This is a genomic window from Nocardia blacklockiae (genome assembly GCF_015477355.1).
GTDB classification, from domain to species: domain Bacteria; phylum Actinomycetota; class Actinomycetes; order Mycobacteriales; family Mycobacteriaceae; genus Nocardia; species Nocardia blacklockiae.
The window spans coordinates 498,194-513,091 of record NZ_JADLRJ010000001.1; the positions used below are offsets into that span (position 1 = coordinate 498,194).

Annotated in this window: 13 protein-coding genes; 8 read left to right on the forward strand and 5 right to left on the reverse strand. The window is 71.8% G+C overall.

Annotation, left to right across the window (positions count from 1 at the left end):
• The first annotated feature begins 81 nt into the window (after positions 1-81).
• The 3 genes from IU476_RS02270 to IU476_RS02280 are packed head-to-tail and all read left to right on the forward strand — an operon-like array spanning position 82 to position 2,907.
• Positions 82-618 carry a hypothetical protein gene (locus tag IU476_RS02270; protein WP_324193823.1) on the forward strand — a complete coding sequence of 179 codons (537 nt, stop codon included), beginning with the start codon at positions 82-84 and terminating at the stop codon, positions 616-618.
• Positions 619-655: 37 nt separating this feature from the next.
• Complete coding sequence (locus IU476_RS02275; protein WP_195095987.1) at positions 656-2,515, forward strand: type IV secretory system conjugative DNA transfer family protein; 1,860 nt, start codon at positions 656-658, stop codon at positions 2,513-2,515.
• Positions 2,512-2,907, forward strand: a complete 396-nt coding sequence (locus IU476_RS02280) for a DUF4913 domain-containing protein (RefSeq protein ID WP_324193824.1) — start codon at positions 2,512-2,514, stop codon at positions 2,905-2,907. Before IU476_RS02275 ends, IU476_RS02280 begins: the two co-directional genes overlap by 4 nt.
• Before the next feature lie 81 nt (positions 2,908-2,988).
• Here the strand turns inward: IU476_RS02280 and IU476_RS02285 are convergent, their stop codons facing one another.
• Complete coding sequence (locus IU476_RS02285) at positions 2,989-3,546, reverse strand: hypothetical protein (protein ID WP_195095989.1); 558 nt, start codon at positions 3,544-3,546, stop codon at positions 2,989-2,991.
• A 393-nt stretch (positions 3,547-3,939) separates the two neighbouring features.
• A complete protein-coding gene (locus tag IU476_RS02290) occupies positions 3,940-4,812 on the reverse strand; it encodes a peptidylprolyl isomerase (RefSeq protein WP_195095991.1) in 873 nt (290 codons plus the stop codon).
• 123 nt (positions 4,813-4,935) lie between these two features.
• On the opposite strand from IU476_RS02290, the gene hisS reads away from it, so the two are divergent.
• The 3 genes from hisS (at position 4,936) to IU476_RS02305 (ending at position 8,029) form a co-directional block, all read left to right on the forward strand.
• Entirely contained in the window at positions 4,936-6,213 is a 1,278-nt protein-coding gene (gene hisS, locus IU476_RS02295) for a histidine--tRNA ligase (protein ID WP_195095993.1), read from the forward strand.
• Between the two features lie 66 nt (positions 6,214-6,279).
• The gene (locus IU476_RS02300; RefSeq protein WP_324193825.1) at positions 6,280-6,924 is read left to right on the forward strand and encodes a hypothetical protein; all 645 of its coding nucleotides are present in this window, start codon (positions 6,280-6,282) and stop codon (positions 6,922-6,924) included.
• 97 nt (positions 6,925-7,021) lie between these two features.
• Positions 7,022-8,029 (forward strand): malate dehydrogenase, encoded by a 1,008-nt coding sequence (locus tag IU476_RS02305; RefSeq protein WP_195095997.1) that lies wholly within the window; start codon positions 7,022-7,024, stop codon positions 8,027-8,029.
• A 22-nt stretch (positions 8,030-8,051) separates the two neighbouring features.
• On the opposite strand, the gene IU476_RS02310 is transcribed toward IU476_RS02305, so the two are convergent.
• Positions 8,052-8,924, reverse strand: coding sequence for a TIGR03619 family F420-dependent LLM class oxidoreductase (locus tag IU476_RS02310; RefSeq protein ID WP_195095999.1), 873 nt, complete (start codon positions 8,922-8,924; stop codon positions 8,052-8,054).
• Between the two features lie 257 nt (positions 8,925-9,181).
• The gene (locus tag IU476_RS02315; RefSeq protein WP_195096001.1) at positions 9,182-9,829 is read right to left on the reverse strand and encodes a TetR/AcrR family transcriptional regulator; all 648 of its coding nucleotides are present in this window, start codon (positions 9,827-9,829) and stop codon (positions 9,182-9,184) included.
• Between the two features lie 198 nt (positions 9,830-10,027).
• Here IU476_RS02315 and IU476_RS02320 point away from each other — a divergent pair, with 198 nt between their 5' ends.
• Positions 10,028-11,458 carry an NAD(P)/FAD-dependent oxidoreductase gene (locus IU476_RS02320; RefSeq protein WP_195096003.1) on the forward strand — a complete coding sequence of 477 codons (1,431 nt, stop codon included), beginning with the start codon at positions 10,028-10,030 and terminating at the stop codon, positions 11,456-11,458.
• A complete protein-coding gene (locus IU476_RS02325) occupies positions 11,451-13,247 on the forward strand; it encodes a hydroxysqualene dehydroxylase (protein ID WP_195096005.1) in 1,797 nt (598 codons plus the stop codon). The genes IU476_RS02320 and IU476_RS02325 overlap by 8 nt, the downstream gene beginning before the upstream one ends.
• A gap of 7 nt (positions 13,248-13,254) precedes the next feature.
• On the opposite strand, the gene IU476_RS36660 is transcribed toward IU476_RS02325, so the two are convergent.
• Entirely contained in the window at positions 13,255-14,895 is a 1,641-nt protein-coding gene (locus tag IU476_RS36660; protein WP_195096007.1) for a hypothetical protein, read from the reverse strand.
• Positions 14,896-14,898 lie beyond the last annotated feature (3 nt).

Consider the following 14,898-nt stretch of genomic DNA (forward strand, 5'->3'; position numbering starts at 1 on the left):
ACGCGAAACGGACACGCCGGGACCGGATCCGCGCCGCTGCCGCCAATCGCCCGGCCCCGCCGGATAACCTGGAAGAATACGGTGAGACACGCGAACATGGTGGTGGTGCTGGTGACAGGCGTCGCGATGCTGACCGCCGCGTGCGGCGGCGGCTCGGATCAGTCGGTGCGCACACCCACGTCCACCGTCCGGCAGCTCGAGGCCGCCCCCGCACCGGATCCCACCACACCCGACGGCGTGGCGGTGGCCGCGATCAAGGAGATCTACACCTGGCGCCCGGCCGCCGAGGATCAGGGCGCCTCGCTGGCTCGCGCCCGAAAGTGGCTCGGCCCCAGCCTGATCCGTACCCTGGACACGCCGCCGAGCGCCGCCGAGACCCCGAAACCGACACTGCGCTGGGCGGAGTGGGGCAAGGCGGGAGCGACGGTGCAGGCCTTCGCCTTCGCGTCGGGGGAGAAGGCGCCCACCGCGGGCGACCCCGACCACCAGCAGTACAAGATCGGAATCGAGCAGACCGTCGTCTACCCGGACGGCAGGCGCGAACCCCTGCCGCCGGCGACGGTCATCGCCACCGTCGTGCGGACCCCCGACGGCTGGCGGCTCGACGGATTCCGTTGAGCGACACCCACGTACACGGTCACCCCAGGAGGCGGAGATGGCGAAGAAGGTGAAGGATCCGGCGGATCCGGGGCCGGACGTATCCCTGTATCTGATCTACATCGGTTTCGCGATCGTCGGAATCGTGTGGCTCGCACTGCATCTCGGCAACCACCTGTCGGTGACCAAGCAGGACGTCCCGATCAACCCGATCGCGATCGTCGCCGGCCTGGCGCGCGGCAAGCTGGAGTGGCCGCGCGCGTCCACGGTGATCCTGCTGCTGGTGGTCCTCGCGATCGTCGCGGCCGTGGTGGTGCGGCGGCGGATGAAGAAGAACCAGGGCAAGGGCAAGCTCCCGGTCGACGACAAGGCCCAGTACATGGGCAACGGCGGCGCGATCCGCGCGCTCACCGCCGAGGGCGCGCGGGAGAAGGCCGAGCAGCTGGGCGTGCGGCTGGGCTACGACGACGCGCCGGGCGTGCCGATCGGCATCGCCGTGGCCGACGGCGTCCCGCTCTACGGCTCGTACGAGGATCTGCACCTGGACATCTGGGGCCCGCGCCAGGGCAAGACCACCTCCCGGGTGATCCCGGCGATCCTCTCCGCCGTCGGCCCGGTGCTGGCGACCTCGAACAAGCGCGACGTGGTGGACGCGACGCGAGATGTCCGCGAGGCCAAGGGTTCCCGCACCTTCGTCTTCGATCCGCAGGGTGTGGCGGGCGAGCCGCCGACGTGGTTCTGGGATCCGCTGGCCTGGGTGGACGCGCCGCGCGAGGGCTGCGAGATGCGGGCCTCCCGGCTCGCCGGGCACTTCGCCGACGGCGACGACGGTTCCGACGACACCCGCGACACCTACTTCGACCCCGAGGCCGAGGACCTGCTGGCGGGCCTGTTCCTGGCGGCCTCGGTCGCGAAGTACCCGATCACGCAGGTCTGGGAGTGGGTCACCGACCCGAACAACGGTGAGCCCGTGGAGATCCTGCGCAACGCCGCCGTGCAGCACGGCGTGACCGCCTACGGCCTCAACTTCACCGCCTCCGGCCTGGCCCAGCAGTACAACGCCGAGGGCCGCACCAAGAGCGGCATCTTCGGCACGGCCAAGAAGATGATCCGCTGCCTGAAGCTGTCGAACGTGCACCCCTGGGTGGCCCGGGGCAACGGCGATTCCCGCTACCAGCTCGACGAGCGCGAATTCCTCACCGGCAACTGGACGCTCTACTGCCTGTCGCTGGAGGGTCGCGGATCGGCCGGCCCGCTGGTGAGCGCGCTGACCGAGGCCGTGATCGAGCGCGCGATGTACGAGGGTTCGCTGTCGCGCGGCGGCCGCCTGCCCATCCCGCTGCTGGCCGTGCTGGACGAGGCCGCGAACATCGTGCGCTGGAAGGATCTGCCCAAGCAGTACAGCCACTTCGGTTCGCGCGGCATCGTGGTCATGACGGTGCTGCAGTCGTGGGCGCAGGGCGCGCGCTGCTGGGGCGAGGCCGGCATGGAGGCGCTGTGGGCCGCCGCCAACATCAAGGTGCTCGGCAGCGGCGTGGACGACATCAAGTTCCTGACCGCGCGCTCGGAGGCGATCGGCGACTACGACTCGATCTCCTCCTCGGTCTCGGAATCCAAAGGCGGCAAGAGCTATTCGCGGTCGCTGGGTTCCTCGCGCACACTGAACGTGAACGCCTTGGTGACGTTGCCGCGCGGTCGCGCGGTGGTGTTCTCCTCGGGTGCTCCGGCGACGCTGGTGCGCGTCGTGCCGTGGTGGGAGGGCGAGTACGCTGCCGAGGTGCGGCGCTCGATCGAACAGCACGATCCGCAGCGGCAGCGCACCACGTTCACCGATCTGGTCGACGAGCGCAGCAACGCGACCGACGCGCCGACCCCGCCCGACACCTACGGTCAGCCCGAGGAGGTTCGCCCGCTGTGACCGACCAGCAACAGGACATGATCTATTCGACCGTGGTCGAGTTCGTGGAGAACTATCTGAGCCTGGTCTACCGCCGGCAGGTCACCGATCTCACCGACACCGTGTGGTGCCCGGAATGGTGGAAGCACGCCGAGGCCGCGATGCGCCTCGAAGCGCTGTGGCGGGCATGGGAATATCTGCGGCAGGACGGTCAGACCGGAATGAGTGTGTGGTTTCTCGACCACGCCGATCCGCATATGACGAAACTGTTCGATCCGCGCGGGCCGTTCAAATATTGCAGTGTCCGCAACGGTCACAAGGACATGCTCAATCCGCTGCCGCTGAAATCGCCGCAGCAGGGGCTGTTCGGAAATCCGACCATCGACCCGGCCGCGGGGGATTTTCGGTCCTGAGCACGAGGGCAGCGAGATTCGGCGTAGGCCGCCGAATCTCGTTTTCCGCGTGTGGCGGGAAATGACGGAACGGCGAAATCCTCAGTGCCGCACGCGCTCGCGGCCGCGCTCCTCGATCTCCCGTGCGCGGGTGACCTTCGGCGGCTCGTCGGGCCGGGAGCGCACCGCCGCCTGCGGCGGGTGCGCCTGACTGACCTCCATGAGCATGCGGACCGCCGCCAGCTCCGGGGCGACACCGATCCGGGACAGGTGGGCGGCCAGGGCCTGGCGGCGCTCCACCGAGTCGTACCGTTCCAGTTCGCGGACCTTGCTGCGGGCCGCGGCCTGCGCGGCACCGCGTGCGGCGGTGGCTCGTTCGGCGAAGCGGTCCTTCTCCAGGGATACGCCCCGGCCCAGGACGGGCTTCTCCAGCATCCGCGCCAGCTCCAGGTTGCGCGGATCCTTGGCCTTGGCCTCGCGTGCGTCCCGGAGCATGCGCTCCCGGGCCTCCTTGACTCGCTCCTGAGTCACTTTCACGCGCGCCTCGGCCTCACGTTGGCCACGTTCCCGGGTGCGCAGCGCGACCAGAGTCGCGAGCTGCAACATTTGCCTCATCAAAGCCGCCGTTTCGCGACCGATGTCGTCGAGTTCCTCGGCCATGCCTGCTCCCCGATGCTGCAGTGATCACTATGGATGATTGTGGTGCTTCGTCAAGGACAACGCCACCCGAACGGTGGTTCGCGCACGCTGTCCCGCCTGCAAACGCGGACACCGAGAGCACTTTTCGGCACAGACCGCCCGGTAGGGCGGGTACTACGCCGCTTCGTACTCCGTTCTTCGAGGTTACCAGCGAAAACGCAGGGCAGCCTTACTGGGGCCGTGCACCAAAAGCATATATCGCACAATTCCGGCAAGGTGGCAGAAGCGCCGGATGTTCTTCGTTATGAGGATGACCTAACCGGATGTCCTGGCTCCCGCGACCTGCGGGTCCGGCGGCGGCGCGGGGGGCGCGCCGCCGGGCCCGGAGTCGGCGTGGCAGTAGGGGTTTGCGGCTCAGGCGAGTTTCACCGAATCGAAGGTGACCGGCAGGTTGGGCTTGCCGCCGCCCGGGCGCGGATCGTAGGAGCCGTCGTCGCCGGCCGCCGCGATCTTGTCGAGCGTCTGCAGCCCGGCCTCGTCGATGGTGCCGAAGATGGTGTACTGCGGCGGCAGCTGGCTGTCGCCGTACATCAGGAAGAACTGGCTGCCGTTGGTGTCCGGGCCGCCGTTGGCCATCGCGACGACGCCGCGCTTGTATTGCACCGGAGTCGGATTGAGCTCCAGCTCCTGCGGGTCGAACTGATCGGTCGGGTATTCGTTGGCAAACGCGTAGCCCGGGCCGCCGCGCCCGTCCCCGCCCGGGTCGCCGCACTGCAGCATCTTCAGGCCCTTGGTGCTGAGCCGGTGGCACGGCGCGCCGGTGTAGAAGCCCTGATTCACCAGGCTCACGAAACTGTTGACGGTGCAGGGCGATTCCGTGGCGTCGAGCTTGATCCCGATCGGGCCCTGAGCGGTCTGGATCGCCACGGTGTGCGCCTCGGTCGAGGAGACGTCGGTCTCCTTCGGCTTCTGGACCGGCTTGACGGCCGGGGCCTGGGCGTCGTGGTAGGAGCAGTTCACCGTCGCGGGCTTGGCCTTCACCTCCGGCGGCGGCGGGGCCTGCGGGGTCTCCGACTGCGAGGTGTCCGGGCTGGCCGCGGCGGCGTTCTGATCGTCGCCGCGGGTCAGGTAGTAGATCCCGACCCCGGCCGCCACCACGACGACCACGCCGAGCGCGGATCCGGCGATCGCGAGCCGCTTGCGCTTGCGGTTGCGCTCGGCCTGCCGGGCCAGTCGTCGCTCCAGCTTGCGCTTGGCCGCCTGTCGCCGCTGTTCGTTGCTCGGCACTACCAATTCCTCCCGTGTCGGTCTGCTTACGGCCTAAGAGTGTGCCATCAGTACCTGAGAGCCGTCTCTGTGCGACGGGTCCGGTTGGACTATCCGCGGTGCGGTGGGGGAGACTGGACGATCGTGACCAAGACCAGCAGCTTCACCGCCCCGAAGGGTTTCCCGGACTACCTGCCGCCCGCGTCCGCGCAGTTCGTCGCCGTGCGCGACGCGCTGGTCCACGCCGCGCGGCTGGCCGGGTACGGGCATGTGGAACTGCCGATCTTCGAGGAGACCGGGCTGTTCGTGCGCGGCGTCGGCGAGTCGACCGACGTGGTCAGCAAGGAGATGTGGACCTTCCCCGACCGCAAGAACCGCAGCATGACCCTGCGGCCCGAGGGCACCGCCTCGGTGATCCGCGCGGTCGTCGAGCACGGCCTGGACCGCGGCGCGCTGCCCGTCAAGCTCTGTTACGCGGGCCCGTTCTTCCGGTACGAGAACGTGCAGGCCGGCCGGTACCGGCAGCTGCAGCAGGTGGGCGTGGAGGCCATCGGCGTGGACGACCCGGCGCTCGACGCCGAGGTGATCGCCGTGGCCGACGCCGGGTTCCGGGCGCTGGGGCTCGACGGGTTCCGGCTCGAGATCACCTCGCTCGGCGACGACACCTGCCGTCCGCAGTACCGGGAGCTGTTGCAGCAGTTCCTGCTCCGGCTGCCGCTGGACGAGGAGACCCGCCGGCGCGCGGAGATCAATCCGCTGCGGGTGCTCGACGACAAGCGGCCCGAGGTGCGCGCGCTGACCGCCGACGCCCCCTTGATGATCGACCACCTGTCCGAGTCGGCGAAGGCGCACTTCGAGCAGGTGCTCGGGCACCTGGACGCGCTCGGCGTCCGCTACGTCGTGAACCCGCGGATGGTGCGTGGCCTGGACTACTACACCAAGACCACCTTCGAGTTCGTGCACGACGGGCTCGGCGCGCAGTCGGGCATCGGCGGCGGCGGCCGCTACGACGGGCTGATGGCCGAGCTGGGCGGGCAGCCGCTGTCGGGCATCGGCTTCGGTCTCGGCGTCGACCGCACGATCCTGGCGCTGGCCGCCGAGGGCAAGGCCGCCGCGGACCCGGCGCAGGTGGACGTGTTCGGCGTGCCGCTGGGCGAGGCCGCCAAGGGCCGCCTGGTCGAGCTGGCCGGCCGGTTGCGGGCCGCGGGCATCAGGGTGGACCTCGCCTACGGCGGGCGCGGGGTCAAGGGCGCGATGAAGGCCGCGGACCGCTCGGGCGCGAAATACGCTCTGGTGCTCGGTGATCGGGATCTGGCCGCGGGGGAGATCGGTCTCAAGGATCTGGCCACCGGTGATCAGCAGCAGGTGGCGCTCGACGACGCGGTCGCCGCCGTCACCGCCGCCCTGGCGGTGGATCGGTAGTACCGTCACGGCAAGGGCGCCCGGTGCGGCCGGGCGCCGGCCCGTATCGGATGAATGTGGACGCGCGTGACTGAACCCTCGAATCCCGCACGGCCGCAACGGGTCGGCCTGGACCTCATCGCCCCCGAGGTGTACGCGCCGATGCTGCGCCGGCTGACCCTCGCGGCGTGCGGCGTGGGCGTGGTCGCCGCGCTGTTGCTGGCGCTGCTGGTCGGCTGGCCGGTGGCGGTGCTGGCCGGGGTGATGCTCGGCGCGCCGACCGCGCTCTACGCCGTGTCGGTGCAGCGGCGGCGAATGTGGCTGGCGGGCAGCGTGATCGAGGCGCAGACGCTGTTCGGTCGGCGTCGGCTCGACATCGCCGCGGCGGACGGCGTGGAGGTGCTGGTCTATCCGGGGCGCCTGAGCCGGATCGTGCTGCGTCTCACCGGGAATCGGGCGCGGCAGGTGGTGCCGCTGGCGATGTACACCGACGCCGGCAGCGGTCGGGAGCTGCACATCCTCGGTCTGCGCAGCCTCGCCGACGCGCTGGCCGGTGCGGGATCGGCTGCGGCGCTGGCGGTTTCGGATCTGCTGGTCGGCCAGCTGCGGGCCGAGGCGCGCGACGCCGCGCTGGGCGAGCGCCCGCTGTATCGCGCGGTGCAGCTGGTGCGTGCCAAGGACATCGTGCAGCCGGTGGTCCTCACCGACAGCGAGATCGCGAACCTGGGCTGAGCCGAGCCCGCGCCTGTCTACTTGCTCACGGGATGCGGTCGGTCGCGGTGCGCCTCGTTAGGGTGGGGCCAGAGGTCGCCGAGGAACAGGAGTTGTCGTGAGCAGTGCCGCCCGCCCGCCCGTGACCGTCACCGTGACCGGCGGTGCCGGTCAGATCGCCTACGGGTTGCTGTTCCGGATCGCCTCGGGCGCGATGCTCGGCGCGCGGACCCCGGTGCGGCTGCGGTTGCTCGAGGTGCCCGCCGCCGTCGGCGCGCTCGAGGGCGTGGCGATGGAACTGGCGGACGGCGCGTTCCCGCTGCTGCGCTCGGTCGACATCAGCGACGACCCGTGGACCGGCTTCGACGGCGCGAACATCGCGCTGTTGGTGGGCGCCCGCCCGCGCACCGCCGGGATGGAGCGCGGCGACCTGCTCGCCGCCAACGGCCCGATCTTCACCGATCAGGGCGCGGCGATCAACGCCAGCGCGGCCGAGGACGTGAAGGTGCTGGTCGTCGGCAATCCCGCCAACACCAACGCCTACATCGCGATGAGCAACGCCCCCGACGTCCCGGCCGAGCGGTTCACCGCGCTCACCCGTCTCGACCACAACCGCGCCCTGGCGCAGCTGGCGGCGAAGACCGGCGTGCCGGCCGCCGACATCCACCGCGTCACCATCTGGGGCAATCACTCGGCCACCCAGTACCCCGACCTCGACCACGCCACCGTCGCCGGCCGCCCGGCCCTCGACGTGGTCGACGACAACGCTTGGGTCCGTGACGATTTCGTGCCGACCGTGCAGCAGCGCGGCACCGCCATCATCCGGGCGCGCGGCGCGTCCTCCGCGGCGAGCGCCGCCAGCGCCGCGATCGACCACATCCACGACTGGGTGCTGGGCACGCCCGCCGGGGACTGGGTGTCGATGGCCGTGCCCTCCGACGGCTCCTACGGCGTGCCCGAGGGCCTGATCAGCTCGTTCCCCGTCACCTGCGCGGACGGCGCGTACACGATCGTCCCGGACCTGTCGATCGGCGAATTCGCCCGCGAGCGCATCGATCTCAGCGTCGCGGAGCTGCGCGCCGAGCGCGACGCGGTCATCGACCTGGGCTTCGCCAAAGGCCGCTGACCGCCGCGGGTCGCTGCCGGGGTCAGGCGCACTTGGCGATGACCGATTCGGCGTAGCGCTGCAGGTTGGAGATCTTGGTTTCCAGCGGCTCGGTGTCCGGGCCGGGAGTGTAGGGATAGCGGAAGCCGACGATCACGTCGGTGACGCCCTTGTCCTCGAGGCGCTTGATGCCGTCGGGGGTGTAGGCGTCCAGCGAGGCGACGTGGATCTCGAACGGGCCCGTGCGGTCGCTCTGCGCCCGCAGTTCGGTGAGTCGGGCCAGCATGCGGTCCAGGTCGTCGGCGTCGCCGCCGGCGTGCATCCAGCCGTCGCACAGCCGCACGGCGCGGCGCAGCGCGGCGTCGCTGTGCCCGCCCACCAGGATCGGCAGCGGCTCGGTCGGCGCGGGCGTGATCTTGATCTTGGGGATGTCGTAGAACTCGCCGTGGTACTCGAAGTACTCGCCGCTGCTCAGTCCGCGCACCACCTCGATGCACTCGTCCATCCGCTTGCCGCGCCGCTCGAACGGCACGCCCATGATCTCGAAGTCCTCCGGCCACGGGCTGATGCCCACGCCGAGCGCGAACCGGTTGTTGCTCAGGTACGCCAGCGACGCGGCCTGCTTGGCCACCAGCACCGGCGGCCGGATCGGCAGCTTGATCACGAACGGGTTGAAGCGCAGCGTGGTGGTCGCGGCCGCCAGCGCCGCGGACAGCACGAAGGTCTCGATGAACGGCTTGCCGTCGAGGAATTCGCGCGACCCGTCGGGCGTGTACGGGTACGTCGAATCCGATTCCGCCGGATACGCGATGCTGTCGGCGACCGACATGCCGTGGAAACCGGCGGCCTCCGCGGCCTGGGCCAGCGGAATGTAGTACGCGGGATCGGTCATCGCCTCCGCATAGGTGAAGCGCATCGAGGCATCCTCTCGGCTCGCGCCGCCCCGGCGTGGACGGCATAACTAGAACGAATTCCAATTTAGCCGAGATCGTAGCCCGGACGAATCGGGGATGTCACCGGATCGGCGGACGCGGTCGTTTCCGGGCGTCTATTGCGCTGGCAGAAGCGGTAAGTCGGGAGTGCGGAGGCGTGGGTCGAGGTTTCTCGCGGCGGGTGCCTCAGCTGTGGTCCGGCCGCGATTGTGTAACGTGTTCTACCGATGTTCGGGGCGCTTCAGCGCGCGTCCGGGGTGTCGCCATACACGACCAGCCAGATGGCGCGGCCGAGGGCGGCGGCGAGTTCGCGGTCGCCCAGGCCCGTGTCGGCCGAGAACGCGACGCTGATCGAACGCTCCACCATCGAGGTCAGCACGAGCGCCGTGGCCGCCGGGTCGAGATCCGCGCTGACCCGCCCGGCCGCACGGTCTGTCTCGAGGCGGGCCCGGACCATCTCGGTGAAGGTCGCGACCCGGGCGCGCCAGTACGCGCCGACGTCGCGGTCGTACGCGGCGACCTCGCTCAGGGCCAGCAGCAGGTAGCGGTGGCGGCGGAAGCCGGCGATCATCGCGCCGATGGCCCGGGCCACCCCCGCCCGGCGGTCGGTGTGCTCGGTGCTCCACCACAATTCGGCCGCTCGGAACAGGTCGGCCGTGGCCAGCTCGGCCATCCGGATCAGCAGCTGGCTCTTGTCCGGGAAGTAGCGATAGAACGTCGAACGCGCCGAATTCGAGGCCGCGGCGATCTTCTGCACCGCGATCTCGGTGAACGGCGTGCCCTCGGCGAGCAGTTCCTCCACCGCGACGAGCACCCGCTGCTCGAACTCGGCGCGGCGGTCGTCGGCCGGTTTGCGCGCATGTCTGGGAACTCGGGTCAGTGACGGCATGGGCCCGGTGGTCCTCCGTTCGCACGTGCCATGTGCCCATTGTGCCCGCCGCGGGCGCGGAACTCGCGCCGACTAGGCGGCCGCGCACTGTCCCGGACAGCACCTCGCTAGGGCGGGGAAGGGCGTTGACAATCCGGGCTCACCGCCGCACTATCGATCGGACATAGTGTCCGAGACCTAATGCCCGAGGCGGTGCGTATGGGCGACGGTGCCGGGGCGGCGACCGAGCGGGCCGACGTGGTGGTGGTCGGGGCGCGGTGCGCCGGCGCCGCGACCGCGGCCACGCTCGCCCGCGCCGGGCGCCGGGTGATCGTCCTGGACAGCGCGCGTTTTCCGTCCGACACGCTGTCGACCCACCTGCTGTGGCCCTCGGGCGTGGCCGAACTCGCCCGCCTCGGCGCGCTCACGGGCGTCGCCGAACTCGGTGCGCCGCCACTGAACCGGGCCTTCGCCGGGGGAGCGGGACACGCCATCGCCACCGCGTTCCCGGCGGTCGACGGGATCGACTACGCGATGTGCGTGCGGCGCGCCGGAATGGACCAGGTGCTCGTCCGCACGGCCCGCACGGCGGGCGCGGAAATCCGCGAGCGGTGCCGCGTCACCGAGATCGTCTGGGACGGTACGCGCTGTGCGGGTGTGCGCTACGCCGACGCGGGCGGTGCGGCCCGAGAGATCAAGGCGCACATGGTCGTCGGGGCCGATGGCCGGCGCAGCACCGTGGCGCGGCTGGTCGGCGCCGAGCGGCCCTTCGCGGAGGTTCCGAGCGGCCGCGACTGCTACTTCGCCTACTGGCGCGACGACGCCACGAGCTGGCGCCGGATCGCCGCGCAGTGGCGCGCGGGCGCGGACCTGGGCACCGCCTTCCCGTGTGACGGCGGGCTGCTGCTGTGCCTGGTGCAGCCGCCCGCCGACCCGGGCCCGCTGCGGCCGGGCGAGGCCGAGCGCCGTTACACCGCCGCCGTCGAGCGGCTGCCGGAACTCGGCGCGCGACTGTCCGGCTGCGAACGGGTAGGCCGGGTGCGCTCGGCGACCGGGCTGTCGTCCTACTTCCGCCACTCCGCCGGACCGGGCTGGGCGCTGCCCGGCGACGCGGGACATTTCAAGGATCCCGTGACCGCGCAGGGGATTCGGGACGCGCTGCACTACGGGCGGCTGTTGGGCGAGGCGGTCGTGCCGGTCCTCGACGACCCGGCCCGGCTCGACCGGGCGGTGCGGGAGTGGGAGCGGCGGCGGGTGCGCGAATGCCGCGAGATCTACCACTGGACCAACCGCCTGGCCCGCGGAGAAGCCATGCGCCCCTTGGAGATCGAGCTCTACCGGACGGCGACCCGCCACCCGGAGCTGGGCGAGCTGGTCACCGGGATCTTCTCCCGCACCCGCCGCCCGGCCGAGCTGAACGCGCCCGTCCGCACCGCCCGCCTGGTCGCCGGGGCGCTGTGGCGCGGCCGCCACGACCCGGTGCCCGTCGTCGCCGACGTGGCGCGGCAGGTGCGCGACAACGCCGCCGAATGGGTCACCACGCACACCGCGCTGCGCGCCGACACGCCACCGATCGTCCCGTCACTCGCGGCTCCCGGGCCGCGCTCCACCCGCCCCACCCCTGTCCGTTCGGGAGAAGACCATGCCTGACCAGCCGCCGGCGACCCCGGCCCGGATCGCTCGCCGCGACGTACTGCGCGGAACACTGGCCGCCGGAGTGGCGCTCGCGGCCACGCCTTCGGTGTCCGGTCCGGCCGCGGCGGCCGGACCGCGCCGCCGTTCACCGGGGCCCGGCGGCCGCACCGTCGCCATCTTCGGCGGCGGCATGGCGGGGCTGTCGGCCGCGCACGAACTCGCCGAGCGCGGCTACCCCGTCACGGTGTACGAGCCGGCGTACCTGGGCGGCAAAGCCCGCAGCATGGGAGTGCCGGGGACCGGCACGGGCGGGCGCCTGGACCTGCCCGGCGAGCACGGCTTCCGCTTCTTTCCCGGCTGCTACCAACACGTTCCGGACACCATGCGCCGAATCCCGTTCCCCGGCAACCCGAACGGCGTGCTGGACAATCTGATCCGGGTCGAGGGGACGGTGGCGGGCGTGCGCGGCCGGCCGCCGATCTTCGCGCCCGTGGAGATCGGCTCGATCGACCAGCTCACCCCGCAGCTGCTGCAGAACACCATCGTCGGCGCGTTCGGCTTCGTCCCCGAACTGCCGCCGCACGAACTGGCGTTCTTCGGCAAGCAGATGACCATGTGGTTCACCTCCAGCGACGAACGCCGGTTCGGCCAGTGGGAGTACGTGACCTGGGAGCGGATCATGCACGCCGCGGGCAAGTCCGCGGCGTACCGAGACTACCTGGTCAACGCGCTCACCCGAATCACGGTGGCGGCCAAGCCGCATCTGAGCTCCGCCCGCACCATCGGCACCATCGGCGAGGCCCTGGTGCTGGCCGCGACCGGCGCCATCCCGCAGTTCTCCGGCGGCATCGACCGCATTCTCAACCGCCCGACCAACGAGGCGTGGATCGATCCGTGGGTCGCCTATCTGCGCTCGCTCGGCGTGCGGTTCGTGCTGGGCAGCCGGGCGAGCGCGCTGCACCTGAGCGGCGGGCGGATCGACTCGGTGACCGTCACCGACGCCGCCGGAGCGACCGCGCGGGTCGACGCGGACTACTACGTGTGCGCGGTGCCCGTGGACAAGGCGGTGCCGCTGCTCGACGACCGGATCCTCGAGGCGGACCCGCAGCTGGCCGGGATGCGGGAACTGCTCACCGACTGGATGGTCGGCATCCAGTTCTTCCTGCGCCGCCCCACCGAACTCCCGCAGGGGCACATCGCGGCGCTCGGCTCACCGTGGGCGCTCACCGCGCTGCGGCAGGCGCCGATGTGGGTCGGGGACTTCGCGGCGCGCTACGGCGACGGCAGCGTGCGGGAATGCCTCTCCGTGGACATCTCCGACTGGGACACGCCCGGCATCCTGTACGGCCGCTCCGCGAAACAGTGCACCGCGCAAGAGATCTCGGCCGAGGTGTGGGCCCAGCTGAAGGAGTGGCTCAACACCGCGACGGGCTGGCTGCGCGACGAGGACATCCACTCCTGGCACCTGGACCCGGGCGTGAGCTGGTCCGGCGGCATCGCGGAGAACGAGACGCCGCTGCTGGTGAACACCGTCGGCTCCTACGAGCACCGGCCGCACGCGCACTGCGCGATCCCGAACCTGTTCTTCGGCGGGGACCACGTGCGCAGCCACATCGACCTGGCAACCATGGAGGGCGCCAACGAATCCGGGCGCGCGGCCGCCAACGCCGTGCTCGACGCCGCCGGCGACCCGGGCTCGCGGGCCGCGGTGTTCCCGCTGGTGGCGCTGCCGGCGTTCGAGGCCGCCAAGCGGCTCGACGCCGACCGCTACCGCGCCGGGCTCCCGCACATCCTGGACGTGTGAGGCCCGCCTACAGCTGATCCATCTCGTAGTCGTTGATGATCTCGTCGTGGTGGGTCTGGCCGATGACCTCGGGCGTGGTCTCGCCCAGCGCGCCGGTGAGATCGGTGTTGCCCGTGGGGCTCTGGTACGGCTGCACCGTGCGGCCGTGCTCGTCCTCGTTGCTGCCCCGGCCCGCCGCGGCCGCGGGAGCGCCCATGAAGCCCGAGCCCATGCCCTGGCCCGGCGTGCCCGGCATGCCGGGACCGAACGGCAGGCCCGGGATGCCGCCGGGCTTGACGCCGCCGGGGATCGACGCGCCCGGACCGCCGGGCTTGCCGCTCGCCAGCGCGCCGAGGCCGCCCGCGATTCCGGCCGCACCGCCGCCACCGCCGAAGCCGCCGCCCGAACCGGCGTGCGCGCCGTTGCCGCCGAAGGACGAGGCGTGCGTGGCGGCCGAGCCCGCGCCGGTGGCGGAATCGCCGAGGCCCGCGGCCATCGTGTCGGCGCCGCCGCCGGAGACGAGCTGCTGGGCTTGCTCCATGATCGGCTGCCCCACGTTCTGGGCCACCGCCTGCGCCACCTCGGCCGGGTTCGGCCCGCCGCCGGCGCCCAGGATCTGCTGCACCACGCCCGAGAGCTGGCCGGTGTAGCCGGCCAGTTCGCCGCGGGTGGCGTTGACGATCGTGACGGCCTGGCCCAGGTGCTCGGTGGCGATGCCGATCAGCGTCGCCTGCGCGGGCGGGGTCAGGATCACCGGGGCGAGCGCGGAGGCCTGTGCCGCAAGCGAATTCACGACGGCGGTGAGCTGCACGTTGCCGCGCTGCACCACGCTCGCGGCCTCCTCGGTGAGCTTGGAGATGTCGAAGCCGCGCTGGGCGGTGTCCTCCCCGTGCGCCTGGGTCTGCTGGCCCGCGCTCTGCGCGTTGCGCGCGGCCTGCCCCTGCCACACCTGGTCGACGCTCTTCAACGCCCCCTGGCCGACCTGCATGGCGCTCTGGATGACCTGCGAGGACTGGCTCAGCAGCGTGGCCGGGTTGAGCGCGCCCAGCACGCCGGTCCCGAACGAGGACAACAGATCCTGGAACGGCTTGAACAGCAGGTCCACACCGGGCAGCGCCGGGAGCGCGGCACCGCTCATCAGGGCCGCGGCCGGATCTGCGGGCAGGGCAGCGCCGGGCGCCGCCGCCGTGGCGACCGCGGGCGCGGCCGCCTGCTGCACGGCCGCGGCCGCGCCGCCGACGCCCGCGGCGGCGTTGTTCACCGCGTCGTGCGCGCCGAGCAGACTCTGCGGGCCGCCGCCCAGTGCCGCGCCCGCGTTGTCGATCGCGCTGTGCGCCGCGCCCAGCAGCGGGGACGCCGGATCGGCGAGCCCGGCGGGCTGGATCGCCGCGCCGTCGGGTACGCCGAGGCCGGGCCCGTGGCCCAGGCCGGGCGCGTGCGGCACGCCCGTCAGCGGGGAGCCGTCCTCGAACTCCTTGCGGGCGGGCAGGAATGCGGGCGGCTCGGGCGCCGGGACGTCGGCGGGCAGCTGGCCCAGCGGCACGTCCTGGATGGGACCCGGCGGGGCCGCGGGAGCGAAGGCGGGCTCGGGGGCCGGCGGCGCGGGCGCGGCCGGTGCCGCGGGTGCGCCGATGACGCCGCTGTCGTGCCCGGAATCGAGTGTGCGCACGCG